This window comes from Prochlorococcus sp. MIT 1201, from assembly GCF_047303415.1.
Taxonomy (GTDB): domain Bacteria; phylum Cyanobacteriota; class Cyanobacteriia; order PCC-6307; family Cyanobiaceae; genus Prochlorococcus; species Prochlorococcus marinus_D.
This window is the reverse complement of record NZ_CP138947.1, coordinates 540,435-560,999: the sequence shown is the minus strand read 5'-3', so window position 1 is coordinate 560,999 and position 20,565 is coordinate 540,435. Positions and strand designations below refer to the sequence as shown.

Annotated in this window: 23 protein-coding genes; 13 read left to right on the top strand and 10 right to left on the bottom strand. The window is 51.3% G+C overall.

Features of this window, described 5'->3' with window-relative positions:
- Positions 1-3 precede the first annotated feature (3 nt).
- A complete protein-coding gene (ilvN, locus tag SIB41_RS02700) occupies positions 4-534 on the top strand; it encodes an acetolactate synthase small subunit (protein WP_011130547.1) in 531 nt (176 codons plus the stop codon).
- A 25-nt stretch (positions 535-559) separates the two neighbouring features.
- Here the strand turns inward: ilvN and SIB41_RS02695 are convergent, their stop codons facing one another.
- Positions 560-1,264 carry a peptidylprolyl isomerase gene (locus tag SIB41_RS02695; RefSeq protein WP_413360242.1) on the bottom strand — a complete coding sequence of 235 codons (705 nt, stop codon included), beginning with the start codon at positions 1,262-1,264 and terminating at the stop codon, positions 560-562.
- Positions 1,265-1,267: 3 nt separating this feature from the next.
- A complete protein-coding gene (locus SIB41_RS02690; RefSeq protein WP_063419864.1) occupies positions 1,268-1,843 on the bottom strand; it encodes a photosystem I assembly protein Ycf4 in 576 nt (191 codons plus the stop codon).
- Between the two features lie 191 nt (positions 1,844-2,034).
- On the opposite strand from SIB41_RS02690, the gene psbD reads away from it, so the two are divergent.
- Both psbD and psbC read left to right on the top strand, forming a co-directional pair.
- Positions 2,035-3,090, top strand: coding sequence for a photosystem II D2 protein (photosystem q(a) protein) (psbD, locus tag SIB41_RS02685; protein ID WP_041374731.1), 1,056 nt, complete (start codon positions 2,035-2,037; stop codon positions 3,088-3,090).
- Positions 3,074-4,471, top strand: a complete 1,398-nt coding sequence (gene psbC / locus SIB41_RS02680) for a photosystem II reaction center protein CP43 (RefSeq protein ID WP_413360239.1) — start codon at positions 3,074-3,076, stop codon at positions 4,469-4,471. Before psbD ends, psbC begins: the two co-directional genes overlap by 17 nt.
- 235 nt (positions 4,472-4,706) lie before the next feature.
- Here psbC and SIB41_RS02675 read toward each other — a convergent pair whose 3' ends face one another.
- Positions 4,707-5,267 (bottom strand): nucleoside triphosphate pyrophosphatase, encoded by a 561-nt coding sequence (locus tag SIB41_RS02675; protein ID WP_413360237.1) that lies wholly within the window; start codon positions 5,265-5,267, stop codon positions 4,707-4,709.
- Positions 5,268-5,329: 62 nt separating this feature from the next.
- Between SIB41_RS02675 and SIB41_RS02670 the strand changes: the two genes are divergently transcribed.
- The 4 genes from SIB41_RS02670 (at position 5,330) to SIB41_RS02655 (ending at position 8,714) form a co-directional block, all read left to right on the top strand.
- Complete coding sequence (locus tag SIB41_RS02670; RefSeq protein WP_413360235.1) at positions 5,330-5,716, top strand: Npun_F0494 family protein; 387 nt, start codon at positions 5,330-5,332, stop codon at positions 5,714-5,716.
- Between the two features lie 11 nt (positions 5,717-5,727).
- Positions 5,728-7,233 (top strand): cobyric acid synthase, encoded by a 1,506-nt coding sequence (locus tag SIB41_RS02665; RefSeq protein WP_413360233.1) that lies wholly within the window; start codon positions 5,728-5,730, stop codon positions 7,231-7,233.
- On the top strand, positions 7,230-7,475 hold the full coding sequence (locus tag SIB41_RS02660) for a 2Fe-2S iron-sulfur cluster-binding protein (protein WP_063403762.1): 246 nt from the start codon (positions 7,230-7,232) through the stop codon (positions 7,473-7,475). The genes SIB41_RS02665 and SIB41_RS02660 overlap by 4 nt, the downstream gene beginning before the upstream one ends.
- A 531-nt stretch (positions 7,476-8,006) precedes the next feature.
- Entirely contained in the window at positions 8,007-8,714 is a 708-nt protein-coding gene (locus SIB41_RS02655; RefSeq protein WP_413360231.1) for a class I SAM-dependent methyltransferase, read from the top strand.
- A gap of 191 nt (positions 8,715-8,905) precedes the next feature.
- Here SIB41_RS02655 and SIB41_RS02650 read toward each other — a convergent pair whose 3' ends face one another.
- Together SIB41_RS02650 and dnaA are read right to left on the bottom strand one after the other, a co-directional pair.
- Complete coding sequence (locus SIB41_RS02650) at positions 8,906-9,478, bottom strand: peroxiredoxin (protein WP_063403761.1); 573 nt, start codon at positions 9,476-9,478, stop codon at positions 8,906-8,908.
- 75 nt (positions 9,479-9,553) lie between these two features.
- A complete protein-coding gene (gene dnaA / locus SIB41_RS02645) occupies positions 9,554-10,951 on the bottom strand; it encodes a chromosomal replication initiator protein DnaA (protein ID WP_063396389.1) in 1,398 nt (465 codons plus the stop codon).
- 99 nt (positions 10,952-11,050) lie between these two features.
- Here dnaA and SIB41_RS02640 point away from each other — a divergent pair, with 99 nt between their 5' ends.
- The 3 genes from SIB41_RS02640 (at position 11,051) to SIB41_RS02630 (ending at position 14,408) form a co-directional block, all read left to right on the top strand.
- Positions 11,051-12,205 (top strand): trypsin-like peptidase domain-containing protein, encoded by a 1,155-nt coding sequence (locus tag SIB41_RS02640; RefSeq protein WP_413360229.1) that lies wholly within the window; start codon positions 11,051-11,053, stop codon positions 12,203-12,205.
- A 6-nt stretch (positions 12,206-12,211) separates the two neighbouring features.
- A complete protein-coding gene (locus SIB41_RS02635) occupies positions 12,212-12,865 on the top strand; it encodes a TIGR04282 family arsenosugar biosynthesis glycosyltransferase (protein ID WP_413360227.1) in 654 nt (217 codons plus the stop codon).
- Between the two features lie 856 nt (positions 12,866-13,721).
- On the top strand, positions 13,722-14,408 hold the full coding sequence (locus SIB41_RS02630) for a TIGR04283 family arsenosugar biosynthesis glycosyltransferase (RefSeq protein WP_413360225.1): 687 nt from the start codon (positions 13,722-13,724) through the stop codon (positions 14,406-14,408).
- Positions 14,409-14,411: 3 nt separating this feature from the next.
- On the opposite strand, the gene SIB41_RS02625 is transcribed toward SIB41_RS02630, so the two are convergent.
- From SIB41_RS02625 to hisG, 3 genes are all read right to left on the bottom strand, one after another.
- A complete protein-coding gene (locus SIB41_RS02625) occupies positions 14,412-14,912 on the bottom strand; it encodes a GNAT family N-acetyltransferase (RefSeq protein ID WP_063396120.1) in 501 nt (166 codons plus the stop codon).
- A 100-nt stretch (positions 14,913-15,012) separates the two neighbouring features.
- Positions 15,013-16,809, bottom strand: a complete 1,797-nt coding sequence (locus SIB41_RS02620) for an ABC transporter ATP-binding protein (RefSeq protein WP_413360222.1) — start codon at positions 16,807-16,809, stop codon at positions 15,013-15,015.
- A complete protein-coding gene (hisG, locus tag SIB41_RS02615; RefSeq protein ID WP_011130564.1) occupies positions 16,809-17,462 on the bottom strand; it encodes an ATP phosphoribosyltransferase in 654 nt (217 codons plus the stop codon). The genes SIB41_RS02620 and hisG overlap by 1 nt, the downstream gene beginning before the upstream one ends.
- 29 nt (positions 17,463-17,491) lie before the next feature.
- Here hisG and gloB point away from each other — a divergent pair, with 29 nt between their 5' ends.
- The 3 genes from gloB to SIB41_RS02600 all read left to right on the top strand — a co-directional run bounded on the left by gloB (position 17,492) and on the right by SIB41_RS02600 (position 19,361).
- Entirely contained in the window at positions 17,492-18,274 is a 783-nt protein-coding gene (gene gloB, locus SIB41_RS02610; protein WP_413360219.1) for a hydroxyacylglutathione hydrolase, read from the top strand.
- A 186-nt stretch (positions 18,275-18,460) separates the two neighbouring features.
- Complete coding sequence (locus SIB41_RS02605) at positions 18,461-18,859, top strand: Rid family detoxifying hydrolase (protein ID WP_011825483.1); 399 nt, start codon at positions 18,461-18,463, stop codon at positions 18,857-18,859.
- Between the two features lie 280 nt (positions 18,860-19,139).
- The gene (locus SIB41_RS02600; protein ID WP_011130567.1) at positions 19,140-19,361 is read left to right on the top strand and encodes a DUF3136 domain-containing protein; all 222 of its coding nucleotides are present in this window, start codon (positions 19,140-19,142) and stop codon (positions 19,359-19,361) included.
- Between the two features lie 35 nt (positions 19,362-19,396).
- On the opposite strand, the gene cbbX is transcribed toward SIB41_RS02600, so the two are convergent.
- Both cbbX and SIB41_RS02590 read right to left on the bottom strand, forming a co-directional pair.
- Complete coding sequence (gene cbbX / locus SIB41_RS02595; RefSeq protein WP_413360217.1) at positions 19,397-20,314, bottom strand: CbbX protein; 918 nt, start codon at positions 20,312-20,314, stop codon at positions 19,397-19,399.
- Entirely contained in the window at positions 20,298-20,549 is a 252-nt protein-coding gene (locus SIB41_RS02590) for a 4a-hydroxytetrahydrobiopterin dehydratase (RefSeq protein WP_063397380.1), read from the bottom strand. The genes cbbX and SIB41_RS02590 overlap by 17 nt, the downstream gene beginning before the upstream one ends.
- Between the last annotated feature and the right edge of the window lie 16 nt (positions 20,550-20,565).

The following is a 20,565-nucleotide window of genomic DNA, read 5'->3' as shown; positions in this document are numbered from 1 at the left end:
GGCATGAAGCACACCCTTTCAGTGCTAGTCGAAGACGAATCCGGAGCTCTAAGCCGGATCGCAGGACTTTTTGCACGCCGTGGTTTCAACATCGACAGCCTTGCGGTGGGCCCAGCCGAAACGCCTGGACAATCCCGACTGACGATGGTTGTAGAGGGAGACGATCATGCCCTTCAACAGATGAGCAAACAGCTCGACAAACTCGTCAACGTCCTTCAGGTGCTTGATCTAACCAGGCAACCTGCAGTCGAACGAGAACTCATGCTGCTCAAAGTTTCCGCACCCGCTCACCAGCGCAGCTCCATTTTCGATCTCGTTCAGGTCTTCCGAGCGAAAGTGGTTGATGTGGCCGATGGCGCGCTTACCCTTGAGGTGGTGGGTGACCCAGGCAAGCTGGTAGCGCTCGAAAGCTTGCTAACCCCTTACGGGATCATCGAAATCGCCCGTACCGGCAAGGTCGCTCTGGTAAGGGCCTCAGGGGTCAACACCGAACTCTTAAAGGTCTCTCCGAGCGGCAGCCGAATACCGGCCTAAGTGATTGGCAATGCATTCAGGGTTTTTATTTCGCAATTACCAGGCTGGCTTTAAAAATACGATCACCCTGCTGAATCGCATCCACCACCTCCAACCCCTTGATCACCCTGCCGAAAACGGCATAACGGCCATCAAGTTCGGGTAAAGGGCGCAAAGCAATGTAAAACTGAGCACTGGCTGAATCCGGCGCCGGAGAACGAGCCATCGCCAGGGCCCCTTTCTTATGAGTCAATTGCAATTGCAGCAACTCTCTGGGGTTGGTGATCAACTTTCCATAGCGAGGCTGGTCATCTGTTTTCAACTTCACTTCAAAAGGAATGAAGCGGGCCTGAGCACTGGCGGGATCGATGAAACTACCCTTCCCGTAATTGGTCTTGAGCGTTTTAGGGTCCTTTGAAGCAGGATCACCGCCCTGAATAACAAAGGAAACGGGCTCTTTCACGACCCGATGAAAAACAGTGCCGTTATAGACACCACGTTTAACAAGATCGACAAAATTACCTGCGGTAACAGGAGCAGCATCACCATCCACCTCAAGGGTGATTGCGCCTCGATTCGTACTCATCAGCACATTGGCCTTGCCTTGCAAGCAGGGGCTAGTCAGCGAGGAACAAACCGCCTTGATCGATGCCGTTGTGGACTTGCTGCAGCCAACCAATAAGGGCACACAAAGCAGAATTCCCCTGATTTCTTGACGCCGAATCAAACGCGCAAGGGATGAGAGCAGCACAATTCAGAGCCCTTCAAGATTCACGTCAAGAAAACGCGCTAGCTCAGCACCATCCTGTTCTAACTGTGCGAGGGGGAGAGGCTGACCGACGCGGGTAAGAGTGATGTCTCGCCGACCTTGAACCCGCAAGGACAAGCGGCGAAGGGGATTGAAACCATCACGTACCTCAACCTTGACGGCTTTGACATCCTTGAGGGGGAACTCAGCGCTGATCAGCTTGAAATATCCGCGACGGCAAATTTTCACCATCCCGGAAGCCTTGTCAAAGTTGTTGCTACCTGCACCCAAATTGATGTTGATCATCACCCAGAGGTAACTCGCAAGCAGCAAACCTGCGATGCCATAGAGACCCATCACCAAGCCCTGAGGCACGAATAGGAGAGTCGAAGGACTGCCGATGGGAAGAAGATCTCGCCCCAAATAACTAGACAGACAAGTCAGTGTGAAGCCAAGGCCGCCGATTGTGACGATGACGGCCAAGAGCTGATTGGAGAGACGTCGAAAACCGAGAACCGATTGCTCAAGCCGCTCTAGAGAAGCATCTCCGGCCTTAGGGGTTTCCTGGAGATCAGCTGACATGACTACCCAATATGAATCTCCATTCTGGACTGCTACAGCCCACAACGGGCAGATTTGAAGCAAGCCAAAGGTGCAACACCACTACAAGGGGTTTCAGCTCAAGGCAACTCACTCCCAAAGGCCCCTTGGGGATTGTTAAAGTCTTTGGGTATCCCACAGCTTGCGGCAGAACCGCACCGTTTTTTTTTCCCATGACGATCGCTGTAGGACGCGCGCCTCAGCGGGGATGGTTTGACGTCCTCGATGATTGGCTCAAGCGCGACCGCTTCGTTTTTGTTGGCTGGTCTGGCCTTCTCTTGTTCCCTACGGCCTATTTGGCCCTAGGAGGCTGGTTTACCGGCACCACCTTCGTTACCTCCTGGTACACCCACGGCATTGCAAGTTCCTATCTGGAAGGCTGCAATTTCCTTAGCGCCGCTGTAAGCACCCCCGCAGATGCGATGGGTCATAGCTTGCTGCTGCTATGGGGCCCTGAAGCTCAGGGTGATTTCGTGCGCTGGTGTCAGCTTGGTGGCCTCTGGACCTTCGTAGCCCTTCACGGCTCCTTCGCTCTGATCGGCTTCATGCTGAGACAGTTCGAGATTGCCCGTTTGGTTGGCATCCGCCCCTACAACGCACTTGCCTTCTCAGGCCCAGTCGTTGTCTTCCTGGCGTGTTTCCTCATTTACCCCCTAGGACAACACAGCTGGTTCTTTGCTCCCTCGTTTGGGGTTGCAGCAATCTTCCGCTTCATTCTCTTCTTGCAGGGCTTCCATAACTGGACTCTGAATCCCTTCCACATGATGGGAGTAGCAGGAATCCTCGGTGGAGCCTTGCTTTGTGGCATCCATGGCGCAACGGTGCAGAACACCTTGTTCGAGGATGGCGCTATGTCAAACACCTTTAAAGGGTTTGATCCCACCCAGGAAGAAGAGACCTATTCAATGGTCACCGCCAACCGTTTCTGGAGCCAGATTTTCGGAATCGCCTTCTCCAACAAACGCTGGCTGCACTTCTTCATGCTCTTCGTGCCTGTCATGGGCATGTGGACGCCTTCGGTTGGCATCGTTGGCTTAGCAGTCAACCTGCGTGCCTACGACTTCGTGTCGCAGGAAGTACGCGCCGCTGAAGACCCCGAATTCGAGACCTTCTACACCAAGAACGTTCTTCTTAACGAAGGTATCCGAGCCTGGATGTCCGTTGCGGACCAACCTCACGAAAACTTTGTATTCCCTGAAGAGGTAATGCCACGTGGAAACGCCCTTTAAATCTGGTTCCATACTGCAGAATGCCGGGGGATACAGCCTTGAATCCACCGGTTATGCATGGTGGGCAGGTAATGCCCGGTTTATCAACCTTTCTGGACGCCTCCTTGGCGCCCACGTTGCCCATGCAGGTCTGATGACTTTCTGGGCAGGAGCCATGATCCTGTTCGAAGTCAGTCACTTCACCTTCGACAAGCCAATTTTCGAACAAGGCCTGATCTGCATGCCACATGTGGCAGCGCTTGGTTATGGCGTTGGTACAGGTGGCGAAATCGTAGACATCTACCCGTTCTTCCATTGCGGGGTGATGCACTTAATCATCTCTGCTGTGTTCGGCTTAGGTGGGGTCTATCACGCCTTGGTCGGCCCTGAAAAACTGCAGGATTACAGCTCTCCATTTTTCAGGCTTGATTGGAAAGACAAGAATCAGATGACCAACATTCTTGGTTACAACCTGATTTTTCTAGGCTGGGGAGCTCTTGCTCTGGTTCTCAAGGCCTGCTTCTTTGGCGGCATCTATGACACCTGGGCTCCAGGTGGTGGCGACGTGAGATTAATCACCAGCCCCACACTTGATCCCGGCGTGATCTTTGGATACGTGTTCAGTTCTCCTTGGGGAGGTACCGGTTGGATCACTGGTGTCAACTCAATGGAAGACCTGATTGGCGGCCACATTTACGTTGCTGCTCTTCTATTCGTTGGCGGCCATTTCCACATTGCCACCAAGCCATGGGGATGGGTTCGTAGAGCCTTCATCTGGAACGGAGAGGCCTACCTCAGCTACGCCCTTGCTGGCCTGAGCTGTTGTGGTTTCATTGCCACGGCCTACATATGGTTCAACGTCACCGCCTATCCATCAGAGTTCTACGGTCCATCGAACGCCGAAGCCTCTCAAGCCCAGAGCTTCACCTTCCTTGTTCGTGACCAACGCCTTGGAGCAAATATTGGTACTGCCATGGGGCCAACTGGCCTTGGTAAGTACCTGATGCGTTCTCCCACTGGTGAAATCATCTTTGGTGGAGAAACGATGCGCTTCTGGGACTTCCGTGGTCCTTGGTTAGAACCACTGCGTGGCCCTAACGGCCTGAGCCTTGAAAAGCTTCAGAACGATGTTCAGCCATGGCAAGTGCGCCGTGCAGCTGAATACATGACCCACGCCCCCAACGCCTCCATCAATTCAGTAGGTGGAATCATCACCGAGCCCAACTCGGTTAACTTCGTGAACCTTCGCCAGTGGTTAGCTGGTCATGCGTTCTTCCTAGCTTGGTTCACCATCGTGGGGCACTGGTTCCATGCTGGTCGCGCCAGGGCTGTTGCAGCCGGGTTTGAAAAAGGCATCGATCGTAAGACCGAACCAGCCTTGTCAATGCCTGATCTGGACTGATTCTCAACATCAAGCATCGATCTTGTTAATCGGGAAAACCTTCAACCCTCGCCATTGCGGCGAGGGTTTTTTTTCATGAAGCCAAAGGACATCAAAAAAAACACAGCGCAACAATCACATGCTCAATAGAACCTGAAGAACAACAACTTGCCTCAAAAAACCACAGCAATGGTCAACCTTAACAATGGAAAAATCAACGCCAAGCTTTCAATAACTCACTATCAGTTAATCCAACTTATTCATTAATAACTAGCAACCAGCGACGCAACAGAGGCAAACTCAAGCCAATCACATTGCTAAAACAACCCTCAAGGCGCTCCACCATCAAGCCACCCTGACCCTCAAGAGCAAAGCCACCCGCGCATAACAATGGTTCACCAGTAGCCACATAAGCCTCGATCTCAGAATCACTCAAGGCAGCAAACAGCACACGTGTCGTTACTGTTTCGCTGAGGCGCTCACCATTAACACTGAGCAAACAGTGACCGGTATGCAAAAGCCCCCACGCCCCAGCCATTCGCTGCCAACGGCTACTGGCTTCCACCGCCGTGCCTGGCTTGCCAAACACTGTGCCATCAAACTCCAACACTGAATCGCAGCCAAGCACCGGCAAAGCCGCCTTAATTTGTTGATGCACCACCCCAGCCTTCGCCTCCGCTAAATGCTGGACAAGTCGCACTGGATCAAGATGGTGGATAGTCTCTTCATCAACACCACTCACCATCACCTGATGGGGAATCGCGGCCTGTTGAAGCAGTCGACGGCGGGCTGGAGAAGCCGAGGCAAGCATCAACATAATTACAGCAGCGAGAACAAGTTCTTAGGCTGCCATTAATGGTCGACCTTGCCTCCGTTGCCATGACAAGCGAGATGGAATTGCTTGACATGCGCAGCAAAAAACGTGCTGCCCAAGCCATGCGATGTCTTCGGTTTGACACCAGGTTTTATACCGATGCCCAAGCAACAGGGCTCAATGCTGAGAGCGTTTGGCAACAATCCCGGCAATACTGCTTGCCTGGATGCAGCTGGTTTCAGCGTGCTGATGCTGTTGAAGCCGATTTTCGCTGGTTAATTACCGTTGGTGTGTTGCGCCGTGAAGTCGATGGGCAGGGGTTGACAGCGAAAATACGTCTCACCCCCTTGGGCCGCCAGCTACTTGAACAGACACCAGGGTTACCAACACAACGAGCTGGGATTTTCGAACGACTACAACACAATCTGCGTCGACTTTGGCCCAGACAATGAGCCCCGATGGGATGTCGACTCCCCTGATGGTGTTAGGCACATCCAGTGGAGCTGGTAAATCATTAATGTCTGCCGCTCTCTGCAGGCTGCTGCTTCGGCGAGGCGAAACTCCCATACCCTTCAAAGGGCAAAACATGAGCAACAACGCCTGGGTTGATGAGAGCGGCGGAGAGATGGCCTATTCACAAGCCCTGCAAGCTTGGGCGGCAGGACTCAAGCCACAATGCGCCATGAACCCTGTGCTGCTCAAACCCCAGGGAGACAGCACCAGTGAAGTCATCCATCTGGGTCAAAGCGTTGGCACGGCACGTGCCGAGACCTACTACGAGCAATGGTTCCGTCCTGGATGGAGCGTCATCCGTGAGGCGCTAAAAGACCTTCAATGCTCTTACACCCATGGCCGGCTTGTCTTGGAAGGTGCAGGCAGCCCAGTGGAAGTCAACCTGCAACGGCGAGACCTCACCAACCTGCGATTGGCTCAGTTCCTGCGTGCCCGCTGTTTGCTCGTTGCCGATATCGAACGCGGTGGTGTTTTTGCCCAGATCATGGGAACCCTGTCTTTACTGAAGCCGGTAGAAAAGCAGTTGATACGCGGGCTACTCATCAATCGTTTCCGTGGCCGACGCGAACTTTTTGATAAAGGGCGCGATTGGCTAGAAGCCGAAACCGGAATTCCCGTCATCGGTGTAATGCCATGGCTGGAAGAGCTCTTCCCGCCCGAAGACTCCCTTGATCTACTGGAGAGAAGAGGCAAAAAAAATGATGCCGAGATCGAAATCGCTGTCTTGAAATTGCCATCCCTAAGTAATTTTTCCGATCTCGATCCATTAGAAGCAGAACCCACAGTTCAGCTGCGATGGGTTGAACCCGGCACATTCCTCGGGATACCAGATGCTGTCATCATTCCCGGCAGCAAGCAGACACTGCGCGATCTAAATTCGCTAAACCGCAGTGGTTTAGGACGTCAGTTGCAAACCTACGCCCAAAGCGGTGGGCATGTGTTTGGCATCTGTGGCGGCATGCAAATGCTTGGGCGAACTCTGGCAGATCCACTAGGTCTGGAAGGCGTCACAACAACAGAACCATCAAGCAGCATGGCAGGACTCAATCTGCTGCCTCTAGATACCGTTTTCAAACGCAGCAAGGCTCTAAGACAATGCCAAAGGATTACCCAGTGGCCAGACAATGCCAAGGTGAAGGGGTTTGAATTACACCATGGAAATAGCCAACTCATTCAAGGGAGCCATGAGTCTGTCCTCCCTATGGCTGACGATCCCTCAATGGGTTGGGTCAGTAAAAATCAGAGCTGCGGCCAAGTCGCGGGAACTTACCTGCACGGGATTTTCGAGAATGGTCGCTGGCGAAGGCTGTGGCTCAATCTGATACGGAAGCAAAAGGGCTTAGCAGACTTGCCGACCGATATATCCAACCATGAGCAACAAAGAGAACAACTACTCAATCGTCTCACCGATGTTTTCGAAGAACATGTCAACATCAACCCACTGCTGGGAACATGACGATCTCTAAGATTGAGATTCAATGGCCCAATGGCACAAGCTCCCTTACAGAACCAGGGATTGATTGGCTCCAGGTTGCTCGAGACGCAGGAATCATCATTCCCACAGGTTGCTTACAAGGGAGCTGTGGTGCTTGTGAGATTGAAGTGAATGGAGAAGTGGTGAGAGCCTGCATCGCCATCGTTCCCAGAACGAAGTCATGCCAACTCAAGGTGGAGTTCGCCGATGATCCTTTCTGGTGATCTATCGCAGAGCTATCAATCCTTTTTAAACAGCATTTGCCTTACAGCTTTTGCAGGAAGCAACGGGGGGTTAGCACTGATGACTTTCTACCGAGAGAAATAAATGCAGCGACTAATAGTCAGCAAGCAGCAATTAATGCCTGCTCTACTGATTATTTCTGATGCAAGCCCATTCCTACTCATGGGTTTTTTCCTAGAGACAGCCTGGATTGGTGGCCACGTTGAAAGCAATTCTCTCTAGTTGTGACATCGGCATTGCCTACATCGACTCCTGCCATGTCTAGGCATCCAAACTTGCTGGCATGGCGACGTTGTAGGAGGCAGCCCCTCAAGCCTGCTTAAGCCACCTCTTGTCGGATTGAATCCTTGGCAAACACTTTTACAAGGTCATCGAGCAGCCGCTCTACTTTTGAGCCTGTTAATCAGCAAGCTGCGCTGTCCATAGCTTCTCCTTCCTCAAGCATCTCTTGATGACTCTGATGCCATGAAAGATCAACAGCTCGCTAAAGTGATTGCAACAAACAAAAGAACGTGCTCCCTGGAGTAGACGCCTCAGCGCATGTGGTTAATTGCTTTAGGGCAAAATATACCAACATTAGCCTCGACAACTTTGCACATTTATGGGTCAGCAAACCAGCTGAGAAGCTTGCGAATCGATACCTTAAGGAGGTAGGTGAATCCGAAGATATTGCCCACTGCCTCAGACATCGATTTTTTCTAGAAAGGCTTCGAGAGTTCCACATTCAAGCAACAAATGGAGTGTTTATCAATATTGGCGCCGGGTTCACCAATTACCCCTATCTAATCAACACTCCCATAGCATCCTGCGAAGTAGACAAGCCCAACCTGATCAAGTCAAAGCAGCAAAGAATACAGAAGCTTCAATCCTCTCAGCAGCTCCCAGAAAGAGACATTCTATTCCTCTGTACAACAGACCTCAATAACAGCAGCGAAAACAAAAAACTATTCGACTCATTAAGCCAATGGATAGGATCACGCCAATCATTTATCCTCATGGAAGGGCTTTTATACTGGCTTTCGCAAGACTCAGTCAATTCACTTTTTAAACATCTACAGCAAACACAAATAGCCGGAAGCCTTCTCGCACTGAATGCATTCAAACCAAGCGAAACTTACAAGGCAATGTTTCAAAGGCTAAGGAAATTCAGCGAGAAAGGCTACGGGATAGGAAACTTTCCCCCAATACACTCAGCGAAACATTCCACGAGAATCTCTTAGGCTACAAATTGATCGGTCAAGCAAATTACATCAGCCTCTCAAAGCAACTTGACGAAGTCAAAGAGCTTGTCGACAAAGACTCAGTCCTAGAAGAGGATTGCTACTTGTTACGTAAGATATAGAGTGAAGCAGGAAAACAGATAATCAGTTTTATATGTAATAAACAGGCAAGAGTGTGAGAAGTGAAGGGTTTAACCCTCAAACTCACGGCGCGGGGAACTAACACCAGCTGATTGCACACCCTTCATGTAAGCGAGCATCGTATCAGCATCCGAGACCTCAAACGGGTCACCATCAGCATTATCACTAAAGCCAGGCTCAACAAACATCTTTTCAATATTACAATCATTCACTAGCATCGAATAGCGCCAGGAACGCAAACCAAAACCTAGGTTGGATTTCTCAACAAGCATGCCCATTTTACGAGTGAACTCTCCATTCCCATCAGGGAGCATAAAGATATTCTTGGTACCCAAATGTTTGCTCCACTGGAACATTACAAAAGCATCATTCACTGAAAGACAGACAATCTGATCAACACCTTGGGCAACAAGTTCTGCATGCAACTCCTCATAACGTGGCAAATGATTGGATGAGCACGTAGGTGTAAAAGCTCCTGGCAGGGCTAACACCACCACCTTGCGCCCCTTAAAGATTTCAGCACTAGTCAGGTCTTGCCAGCGGAATGGATTAGACCCGGGCACAGATTCATCGCGCACGCGAGTCTTGAAGGTGACATCTGGAACGCTTTGAGGGAAAGGCATTGCAAGGCTGATGTTGATGCAAACAAAATCTCATACACCTCATCTAATCTTGTCAAATAATCAAATTGTTGAAACCTATCGCCGACGGCGTGAATCGATCTGCAGCAGATCTCTCACACGCCGAACCTGACTAGCCAACTGAGGATCACTGGACAACCTTTTCTCCACTTGCTCGATGGCATACATCACTGTGGTGTGGTCCTTTCCCCCAAAAGTCTCACCGATCCGAGGCAAGCTCAAATCCGTGCCCTGACGCATCAGGTACATGCCCACCTGCCGAGCATGGCTAACGGCCCGCCTTCGACTGCTGCTACGCATGTCTTGAGGAGTCACGTCAAAAACCTCAGAGACCTTATCAATCACTTGTTGTGGGGTAACGTCCACACCTTGACCATTAGGGTCAAGCATTGGCGCTACCGATTCAACTGTCATCGGCAGCCCCGTGATCGAAGCAAAGGCAACTGCCCTGGTCAAAGCCCCCTCAAGTTCACGGATATTGGAGGTAAAGCGCCCAGCGATGTACTGAATTAAATCGCGAGGCAGCATCATGCGTTCCTGTTCCGCCTTCTTCTGCAAAATTGCCATGCGAGTCTCAAGGTCAGGCGACTGAATATCAGCGATCAAGCCCATAGAGAATCGAGAGATTAGGCGTTCTTGAAGCTTTGGAATCTGACTTGGAGGTCTATCACTAGCGATCACAATCTGCCTACCTGCTTCATGGAGAGCATTAAAGGTATGAAAGAACTCTTCCTGGGTGTATTCCTTGCCTTCAATAAACTGAATATCGTCAACCAAAATCAAATCAGTGGCCCGATATCGATCTCGGAAAGCTTGCATACCATCCTTCCGAATAGCTTGAATTAAGTCATTCGTGAAGGTCTCTGTAGAAACATAAGCCACCTTTGCTTCAGGATTGATCTCAAGCCTGTAGTGACCAATAGCCTGCATCAGATGAGTCTTGCCCAGGCCAACACCGCCGCAAATGAATAAAGGATTGAACTCTCGCCCAGGAGCTTCTGCAACGGCTAGCGCAGCAGCATGGGCCATGCGACTGTTTGGCCCCACGACGAACCGATTGAAGACATAGCGCAGGTTCAGGCCTGGAAGAATCCGCCGAGGGCCACTAGAAGGGGCTACAGAGGCAGTGGTTGTTTCTGCAGTAGGCAAAGGTGAAGGGATGGGCGCCGATGTCATTGGTGGCAACACCCTCTCAGCAGAGTCTTCCTCCTGAGCCTGAACGGACACCCTCACTGACTGGCCGTAAATCTTGGCCGCAGCCGCCTCGATTGTCTGAACGTAATTCTTGCGAAGCCAGTTACTTGCAAAGCTATTTGGAGCAATCAGAGTCAACTCCCCGTCCCGAAAACCACTACAAATGGCAGGACGAATCCATGTCTCAAAAGTAGGTTTGCTGAGATTGTGCTGAAGGGCCTGCTGCACCTTGGACCACAGCTCATTGCCCGTTAGCACCACATCCTTTCCTCTGCGATGGCTGAATCTACGCAACTTCTATCGAGCAAGCCGTCTTTAATAAGACCCTGATGTTCTCGTTCCCTGGCACCTGCGTTTGTCATGACCCTTGCCCTATCTGCCCACAGGCTGCATCCGCTCAGATGGCTTGGCTTGATCCTCATCAGCATCAACCTAAGTGGCTGCAACGAAGGGTTACGTCAACGCATCGGCATTGGTTCTAAGACAAGCCCAGACAAGACCCCTGTCGTCAGTGATCCACCCAAGTCAGCGCCTCTGCAACCTGGCACCAATGTGATCGTGATTGCGGTGGAACAAGTTGGTCCGGCAGTGGTGCGCATCGACACGGTGAAACGGATCGCAAACCCCCTTGGCAACTTTTTCGGCGGCGGACCTCCCATCCAACGGCAAGCCGGCCAAGGGTCAGGTTTCATCACACGCTCTGACGGGCTGATCTTCACCAATGCTCATGTGGTTGATGGGGCAGAACAGGTATCAGTAACCCTTCCAGATGGACGCAATTACAGCGGCAAAGTGCTTGGTGGTGATCCCCTTACAGATGTAGCCGTGGTCAAAGTCGTAGCGAAGAAACTTCCCGTAGCCCCCCTCGGCAATTCCAACAACATCAAGCCTGGGCAATGGGCAATCGCGATCGGCAATCCTCTTGGACTCAACAACACCGTTACTGCAGGCATCATCAGCTCCGTCGACCGCACCAACGCCTTAGGGGGGGGGCAACGAGTTCCTTACATCCAAACGGACGCCGCCGTAAACCCTGGCAATAGCGGAGGACCACTCATCAATGCCTCAGGACAGGTGATCGGAATTAATACTGCCATCAAAGTTGCGCCGGGAGGCGGGCTGAGTTTTGCAGTACCGATCAACCTGGCCAAACGAATTGCCCAACAAATCGTGGGGAGAGGGCAAGCTTCTCATCCCTATATCGGGGTAAGGCTGCAGAGCCTTACCCCCCAGCTAGCTAAAGAAATCAACGCAACAGGAGGGGCATGTCAAGTGCCTGAAGTTAATGCTGTTCTCGTTGTTGAAGTGATGTCTCGCAGCCCTGCAGACAAAGCCGGCGTGCGCCAATGCGACTTAATTCGTGAAGTCAATGGTGAGGTCGTCCGCGACCCTTCACAAGTACAACTTGCCGTTGATCGTGGGGAGGTTGGCAAGCCCATGCCGCTCACCCTTGAACGAAACAACAAGACGATCGAATTAATCGTGAAACCAGCAGAGCTACCCCGGCAGGGGTGAATTGAAATGGCAAAACCTGCACTGGTGGTGATGGCCCGCTGGCCGGCAGCAGGCAGATGCAAACGAAGACTGGCCGACACTCTTGGAATAGTGCGTGCAGCATCAATCCAGGCCAGGCTTACCAAACACACTCTGAGCGTGGCCAATCATCTGGCCAATAGAGGCCTGGTCGAGCTGCAATTCGCGATCACTGGCCTCGCTCCCAAGGCAGCCAAGCGCTGGGCACACGATCATGGTGTTAGCACAGTGGAGCTTCAAGGCAAGGGAAGCCTGGGTGAACGGATGCGTCGACAGGTTTTGCGAGTGCAGCAACGACACCATCCACAAATCACAATGGGCCGCACCACACTGCTGATCGGCACGGACCTGCCAAATCTCTGTGATCGGGATCTGCTTCAGGCCCTAGAGGCTTTGCAAGAGCATGAGTTCGTACTTGGACCCGCTACTGATGGGGGCTACTGGTTACTTGGACTCTCAGGGCGATTGGTACAGCCCGTGACACGCTGGCCCTTCTGCGGCATTCCTTGGGGGAGCAATCAAGTGAAGCAAGTCACACTGCAGAAAGCAGCGGATGCAGGCGTGATGCCTTGCTTACTCAGGCATCAAAACGATCTCGATTGCCTTGAAGATCTTGCGCCATGGCTAGCATGCAAAAAATGATTGATATGACAAGGGTATGAGCCAGGGAATAACTCGTTTAAAGCTAGAGAAACGCGTCGAGAAACAACAAGATGGCCCTTTCAAAAGGGAAGCATTGCCACTCAAGACTTATCATCTTCGCCCTACATCAAAAGACAAAATGCGGTAAATCATCACTTCGGTCGAACAATTGGGAAAGAGCGTGTTGATCCATGGGGAACATCTTAAAAGCATCCCAGAACAATGAGCTTCAAAACGCATCACCTGCAGGAGATACAGAAAGTGAGCCTTCCCCTTAAATGAGAGAGTCGATTACTAGGGTAAAAGTATGAATGGAACGATCATTAGAACATGCTCAAAATCCAAAATCCTTCTAGACACAGATAGCACTTTATAGGCTTACTTAACCCACAGGTTACAGATCGAATCTCTTTTATTAGGTGAAAATCAAAGACTGTCAAGCCGAATCCCAATGGCAACACATGCAGGCAAAAGACCAATCTACATTTTACTGAAATTTCACAATAATACAGCTCCAAAGCCTAAGCGAAGAAGGCTCCCTCTGTGTCAATTTCTGCGTAACAAAGTTTCATGGCATTCCATGATAATGGCCAAGATAAAACTGTTTATCCTCTTCAGTATTTAATGAGCCGAAGCCTGCTGGCTAATCCATTGATTTAAGCACCCTAGCCACTCTTTAGCTCAAGCAGATGTACTCTGTAAGTAGTGCAAAAGCAATTTCCTTAAGAAGAGTTCCACCAATACAGCTTGTGAGATCTTGCCATACAGTTGCTTAACCAACCAGCAACTCAACCCTGTTTACAGGGGTCTATGTAATCAAAGCAGGCAAGTTTCTATCACATCAAACATCAGCGAAGTGCCCAGCCTCAGCGTCATCGTACCGAGCCTCAATGAAGCCAGCCGTCTACCACTGCTGTTGGCCGATCTCCAACGCTGGCCTACACCCCTGGATATTTGGATCGTTGATGCTGGCAGCTGTGATGACACAGAACTCGCTGCCCAACTCTCAGGAGCTCAAGTACTGCGAGTAGCCAATCCCAATCGGGGTGCTCAGCTCAGTCATGGGGCCTGCTATGCAAAAGGAACTTGGTTGATGTTCCTGCATGCCGACAGCCGACTCCCCCCCCATTGGCCCGCTGTCGTTGAAGCAGTGATTACTCAGTCAGCAGGAGAGCTGAAGGCTTGGTTCTTCGACTACAAAATCCAAGGGAAGGGAACAAAACTGCGTCTATTGGAACTAGCTGTGGCCCTTCGCAGTCATTGGCTGCAAAGGCCCTATGGCGATCAAGGCTTGCTCATCAGCAAAAGGCTCTACCAACACATCGGGGGATACAAACCCATCCCTTTGATGGAAGATCTCGATTTGGTGCAGCGACTCTCTTGCCAAGTCAGGTTGCTAAGCCTGGGATTACCCCTTTACACCGATGGCCGCCGTTTGCAACGGCTAGGTCTACTGAATCAAGCCTGGCAAAACGCCCAATTGCGTAGACGCTGGCGCAGAGGAGAGGCAGCCAAGCAGCTGTCAAAAGACTATTACCGATAATCCTTAGGCATACCAAAAAGCACATTTGTGGCCATCAGGCTCCAGCGTCCAACCCTGTCGCTCATAGAAATCGACAACACCTGGATCAGCAAAGAGCGTGACTCGTTTAACACCCATCTCCTTAAGAGATTCAAGGGTGTAATCCATTAGATGCTTACCCAATCCCACCCCCTGATAAATGGGGTGAATCGCCACATCCCACACTGTGGCTTCAAGAACTCCATCACCTGTACAGCGAGCAAAACCAACCAAACGGGGCAACAGGGGATCATGGCGCCAAAGGCCCACTTTCAAGAGAGTGTGATCAAGTGCAAGACGCACTCGACGCATCGGCCGGCGACTCCAACCCACAGCCTCCAGCAATTGTTCAAGCTCAACAAGATCGAATGAACGGTCTTGACTGAAGACAAGCTTGATCTGCTCATTCGAAGACGGGCACTCTCTTGCTCCATGCCCATAGGCCTGCTCAAGAACCTCCGGCGTTAGCGAACAGGAGCTGATCACACGGCAGTGCTCAACTGTCTTGATCCTGCTTCACCAAGGCCCATAGCCATTAAGCGTGAAGCTGAAATCAAGATCCAATCGCTGAAAGCAAAAACTAAATTCAAAGTTTCGCCAGTCCCCTTTCCTGTAGTTCCGCTAACTGAGAATAAAGGCCTCCCTTGGCACGAAGCTCAAGGTGGGTTCCCTGCTCAATCAGCTTGCCCCGCCGAAGCACCATGATTCGATCGGCTGCTTCCACAGTGGCCAAGCGATGGGCAATAACAACCGCGGTGCGACGTTCAAGCAAGCGATCTAGATCCCTTTGCAATGTCGCTTCCGTAGAAGGGTCCATGAAAGCGGTCGCCTCATCCATAACCAGCACAGTGGGGTTGCGAATGGCCACCCTTGCAACTGCTAAGAGCTGTCTCTCTCCCGATGACAAATTGCCGCCACGCTCCCTGAGCTCAGTCTCCAAGCCGTTGGGTAGCCGATTGAGCAAAGGATCAAGGCCAAGATCTCTACAGATCGCCCGCAAACGGTCATCCTCAATCGAGGAATCCAATCGGAGGTTATCTGCAACATTGCCGCTAAATAGAAAGGTGTCCTGAAGCACAACCCCCAGTTGTTTGCGTAGCTGCCAAAGAGGGATTGTTTTGATGTCAACACCATCAAGCATGATCCGCCCGACTTGAGGCTCGTAAAGACGACAAAGCAAGCGGATCAGGGTCGTCTTGCCTGAACCGGTTGGTCCTACCAGGGCAACATGTTCACCAGCAGAAATGCGAAAACTAAGGTCCTGGAGAATCGGCTCGTCTGGCCGATAGGCGAAGCTCACCCCCTCAAACACCACCTCACCGCAAGCAGCAGAAGCCGAGGGCCTAACAACGCTGGGTTCGTCTTTAACAGGCTTTGCATCGACAATGTCCAGTGGCTGCTCCAGCAACTCGCCAATCCTTTCAACAGCAGTCAGGCCCCCCTGAATCTGAGTGAAGCGATCAGCAAGTTGACGCAGGGGATCAAACAAACGCTGGGAATAAAGGATGAATGTTGTCAAGGTGCCAAGGCCCATTGTCTCGGCAGTTACCATCCATCCCCCAAGCGCCAACACCACAGCCACGGCTGCCAGGGCCACCCATTCGATAAAAGCTGAAATGCTGCTGTCATAAAAGATCGTTCCATTCACGGCTTGCCTGTAGGCCGAGCCAGTGCGATCAAATAGCTGCCCATTAAACGTTTCTCGACGAAACATCTGGACAACCTCAAGCCCCTGAAGGTTTTCCTGAAAATCGGCATTGAGCTGAGAGAGTTCCTCCCTCACGCGGTAATTGGCTTTCCGGTATCGGCGTTGCAACCAAAGGATCACCAAGGTGACTGGTACCTGCGTCACCAGCAGCAACCCCCCCAGGCGCCAATCAATCAAAATCATGGTGACTGCAATCACCACAAGGCTGACGAGATCCCCCAAAACTCCTACTGCCCCACTGCCAAAAACCTCCGATAGTGCATTCACATCACTGGTCAGCCGAGTCAACAACTTGCCCACAGGCATTCGATCGTGAAAGCGCAGCGAAAGGGCCATGGCGTGGCCAAAGAGATCGTTACGAATACGCGCCGTTAGCCGTTGCCCTAAGGCCTCGATATTGAAAGACTGAAAGCCCTGCAGACCCAAGCGCAGAAGCACAGAAATCAGCAGAATCCCCACCAAAACTCTTATTGCTGAGCTCACTGGCAGATGACTGAGCCAAGGGAAGGTTGACTCTTGCTTCAAAACACTGATTGCCTGGCCAACCAAGAAGGGTTGAATCGCACCAGCAAGAGCTACCGGCACCAAGAGGACAAGCACCATCCATAGACGCCGGTGGTCCTCACGGAGATAGCGCCCCAGACGCCGAACCCGCTGAAAATCAGTAACAGACATCAAGCTGGATTTTTAGGTAATGATTCCTGAATGCGCATAGCCTCCACAATCAACTGAAGGTCTCCACGGTCCAACCTCAAGGCCAATGGATGACCGATCAAGCGAGCCGAAGACTGAAATAGCTCCTCAATGGCCACTAAGCCATTGTCGCGAAGGGTACGGCCTGTCGCGACCAAATCGACAATTGCTTCAGCAATGCCTGTTAAAGGGCCAAGTTCCACCGAACCGGTCAGGTGAACAAGCTCTACAGGCAGATCGAGAGCATCGAAAAATTCTCGAGCACAATGGGTAAACTTGCTAGCAACTCGACAATGGGGAGGCAGATCAGCTGCGTGCTGATAGCCACTGCTGGCCTTCACTGCCACAGCCATACGGCAGCCCCCGAAGCCAAGATCAACCAACTGAGCAACGGGCATCTGATGCTCCCGCAGCACGTCGTAACCAACAACTCCCAACTGGGCCTGACCATAGGCAACATAGACGGGCACATCCCCGTTGCGCACCAACAGTGCCCGGGCCCGGCCACAATGGGAAGGCACCATTAACTGACGGTTGCCTGGATCAAGTACAGCTGAAAAATCCAACCCAGCAGATTGAAAACGAGCAACCGAATCATTCAGCAAAGCTCCTTTTGCAAGCGCGACAGTGATCATGGAGCGATGCGTCGAACTGGACTTTAACGATGGAGGCAACCTCAACAGCTGCGACTAGCGATAAACAACGTTCATCGATCCATGCCCTTCCTGTTCTTCAGGACAACATCATCTGGATCTGGATTAAAGGCAACCAGGCTGTCGTTGTGGATCCAGCAATCGCAGAACCAGTCAAGACATGGCTGCGAAATCGAAAGCTCTCACTCGCAGCAGTACTTCAAACCCATCACCATGCTGATCACATTGGTGGCACCCTTGAGCTGCTTAGCGACTGGCCTAACGCAGCCGTGGTAGCAGCCGCTGAAGACCGTGATCGCATTCCCTTCCAGACGATCTCCGTTCGTGATAGAGACAAGATTTCTCTTCTCAACAGCAGTGTTGAAGTGCTCGCTGTTGCGGGTCATACCAGAGCACACATTGCTTATTACCTGCCCACAAACAAGGAAGATCTTGAAGATCCAGCAGTGTTCTGTGGTGACACCCTTTTCGGAGCTGGATGTGGCCGACTGTTTGAAGGAACTGCCGAAGACATGTTCAAGGCTCTTCAACGTCTCAGTTGCCTGCCAGCGAAGACCCGTGTGTATTGCGCTCACGAATACACCGAAGCAAATCTGCGCTGGGCCTCCGCCCTGCATCCAGAAGATGTTGCTATCAGCGAACGACTGGCAGACGTTTCAAGTCGCCGCCAGAGGGGTGCCCTGAGCCTGCCTAGCAACATTTCAGAAGAACAACGTACCAACCTCTTCGTGCGTGCTCAGAACAGCAAAGAGCTAGCAGAACTTCGCCACCACAAGGATCAATGGCGAAACTAAGCACAAATATCTGACTCAGCAACAAGGCAGTCCTGTTGCAATGGAACAGGACCAACAGCTAGTGAGATTGCAATCCATTGAGATCAAGGCCGCTGGAACATGAACGAAGCGGCCTCACACCCAGAGAATTTTCAACAGAAACAAAAGCTGACAGCGATGATGCAACATTCATGCTCAGAGCAGACCATGAACGCCCCTTCTGTGCAAGCAATCACCACAGCATCAGCTCCAGCACCAGTCGGGCCCTATAACCAGGCTGTACTAGCAGGAGGATGGCTGTACTGCTCTGGTCAAATTGCCCTTGATCCAACCAACGGGGTGATGGTTGGGCAAGGTGATGTGGAAGCTGAAACCCGCCAAGTCCTTAGCAATCTGATGGCTGTGCTCACAGCAGCCGGTGCTGAGCCAAGGCAAGTGATTCGTACCACGGTTTACCTCACGGATCTGGCGGACTTTCAAAGGGTTAACGCTCTCTATGGCGAGATCTTCGGGGATGGCATCAGCCCAGCAAGAGCATGTGTTCAAGTAGCCGCCCTTCCAAAAGGTGGGCGAGTGGAAATCGATTGCGTTGCTTGGCTCGGCTGAAAACAACCAGTGGAAACGTGAAGCGCTTTGATAAAGCGTGTAGCGACTCAAGAAAAAAATCTTGTCCCTGAGCTAGCAGGAGTTCTGAGATCCGATCATCCCTAATCATTTTGATTTACGGCTGAAGAGGGGTTACTGCTAACTCCTGTGACTTTCCCTAACGTTGAAAGGATCAAAAATGATTGGCCGAACCAGAAAGCAAAAGCCGAATCCGCCATGACGGACAGTCCGCTGAGTAGTCTGAAGATTGCATAGGTTTAGAGGCGTACTGCGAGAAACCATGGCCGAAGCCAAGTTGACCATTGGCGAACTCGAGGCGGGTTATCCCCTTTACTGCAAGGCCCTAAGGCGACTGCTGCAGGAAGGTCGTAGCACCCAAGAGATAGAGCGCACAGTTTGTTGGAGCCATCTTGAAACCCTCAATCGTTGCCTCCCCAGCCGTTACAAGGCACCGTCTTATTTGCTTGTGCTGATCAGACGGGATCTGGAACAACCAAAGTAGAGAAAGGTTTTCATCCAAACAGCCATCTTCAATCCTCATTCAGACGATTCCATCAGGGGTTGAGTCGGATGCCGGCCTTCCACCTCGCCTTGGAATACACGACTCGCCAAGATATCAGCAGGTTCGATCGTCATCAGTTCATCACGACTGAGCGGTTCTCCCATGCGTGCAAACAATCGGTTCGCCTGCCTCAAACGGGTACGGTCCAGAGCATTGCGAATTGAGCGGGCATTAGCAAAGAAAGGAAGCTGACGGCGACGTTCGATGTAATCCTCGAAAATGCCCTCAGCTTCGTCGCCAAAGTAATAGTTCTGCTGGACCAGGAATAACTGAGCGATAGCCAACAACTCCCGGTTGCTGTAATCCGGGAAATCAATATGGTGAGCAACCCTCGAAGAAAGGCCCGGATTAGATTGATAGAAAGCATCCATCTTATCTTTATAACCAGCAAAAATAACAACAAAATCACCTCGCCGGCTCTCCATATCCTGTAGCAATATTTCGATTGCTTCTGCTCCATAATCTCTTTCATTACCTGGTTTATAAAGGTAATATGCCTCATCTATAAACAACACACCTCCCTGCGCACGTTTAATCATCTCCCGAGTTTTTGGTGCCGTGTGGCCAACGTACTGACCAACTAAGTCGTCACGGGTGACAGTTACAACATGTCCTTTGCGGAGGTATCCAAGGCGATGAAGAATCTGAGAAATTCTGATTGCAACAGTTGTCTTTCCAGTGCCAGGTCGTCCAGTAAAAGACATATGAAGGCTTGGCATCGTGCTAGCAAGATCGAGATCTTTCCTGGCCCGATCAACTAACAACAAAGCGGCAATTTCTCGAATCCTCGTCTTCACCGGCCTCAAGCCAATCAGCTCGCAATCCAACTGATCTAGTACCTCTCCAACTCCGGAATCGGCATAAGCCAAAGAGAGATCAATTGAGGAGTCCATCTATCTCAGCTGCAAATTTATAATCATCATCATTTAACTCAACCTCTTCTTCTTCATCCTCCGGCCGCAAAGTAATATTGACATAGGTACGTCCAAAACTTATATCAGGGAAGCGCTTTGCGGCTTCAGTGTGCTCGCCAAGACGGTCTAAAAAATCCCTGGTTTCAGCATAGGTTTCGAATTCAAATCGCCGTTCGAGTCGTATTGGACGAGAGCGCTTCTGCCATTGATTCATCACAACAGTTGGGAGA

Coding starts and splice junctions, on each gene's coding strand:
- ilvN (WP_011130547.1), top strand. CDS start 4: ATGAAGCACACCCTTTCAGTGCTAGTCGAAGACGAATCCGGAGCTCTA.
- SIB41_RS02690 (WP_063419864.1), bottom strand. CDS start 1,843: ATGTCAGCTGATCTCCAGGAAACCCCTAAGGCCGGAGATGCTTCTCTA.
- psbD (WP_041374731.1), top strand. CDS start 2,035: ATGACGATCGCTGTAGGACGCGCGCCTCAGCGGGGATGGTTTGACGTC.
- SIB41_RS02675 (WP_413360237.1), bottom strand. CDS start 5,267: ATGTTGATGCTTGCCTCGGCTTCTCCAGCCCGCCGTCGACTGCTTCAA.
- SIB41_RS02670 (WP_413360235.1), top strand. CDS start 5,330: ATGACAAGCGAGATGGAATTGCTTGACATGCGCAGCAAAAAACGTGCT.
- SIB41_RS02665 (WP_413360233.1), top strand. CDS start 5,728: ATGTCGACTCCCCTGATGGTGTTAGGCACATCCAGTGGAGCTGGTAAA.
- SIB41_RS02660 (WP_063403762.1), top strand. CDS start 7,230: ATGACGATCTCTAAGATTGAGATTCAATGGCCCAATGGCACAAGCTCC.
- SIB41_RS02650 (WP_063403761.1), bottom strand. CDS start 9,478: ATGCCTTTCCCTCAAAGCGTTCCAGATGTCACCTTCAAGACTCGCGTG.
- SIB41_RS02640 (WP_413360229.1), top strand. CDS start 11,051: ATGACCCTTGCCCTATCTGCCCACAGGCTGCATCCGCTCAGATGGCTT.
- SIB41_RS02635 (WP_413360227.1), top strand. CDS start 12,212: ATGGCAAAACCTGCACTGGTGGTGATGGCCCGCTGGCCGGCAGCAGGC.
- SIB41_RS02620 (WP_413360222.1), bottom strand. CDS start 16,809: ATGTCTGTTACTGATTTTCAGCGGGTTCGGCGTCTGGGGCGCTATCTC.
- hisG (WP_011130564.1), bottom strand. CDS start 17,462: ATGATCACTGTCGCGCTTGCAAAAGGAGCTTTGCTGAATGATTCGGTT.
- gloB (WP_413360219.1), top strand. CDS start 17,492: ATGGAGGCAACCTCAACAGCTGCGACTAGCGATAAACAACGTTCATCG.
- SIB41_RS02605 (WP_011825483.1), top strand. CDS start 18,461: ATGAACGCCCCTTCTGTGCAAGCAATCACCACAGCATCAGCTCCAGCA.
- SIB41_RS02600 (WP_011130567.1), top strand. CDS start 19,140: ATGGCCGAAGCCAAGTTGACCATTGGCGAACTCGAGGCGGGTTATCCC.
- cbbX (WP_413360217.1), bottom strand. CDS start 20,314: ATGGACTCCTCAATTGATCTCTCTTTGGCTTATGCCGATTCCGGAGTT.
- SIB41_RS02590 (WP_063397380.1), bottom strand. CDS start 20,549: ATGAATCAATGGCAGAAGCGCTCTCGTCCAATACGACTCGAACGGCGA.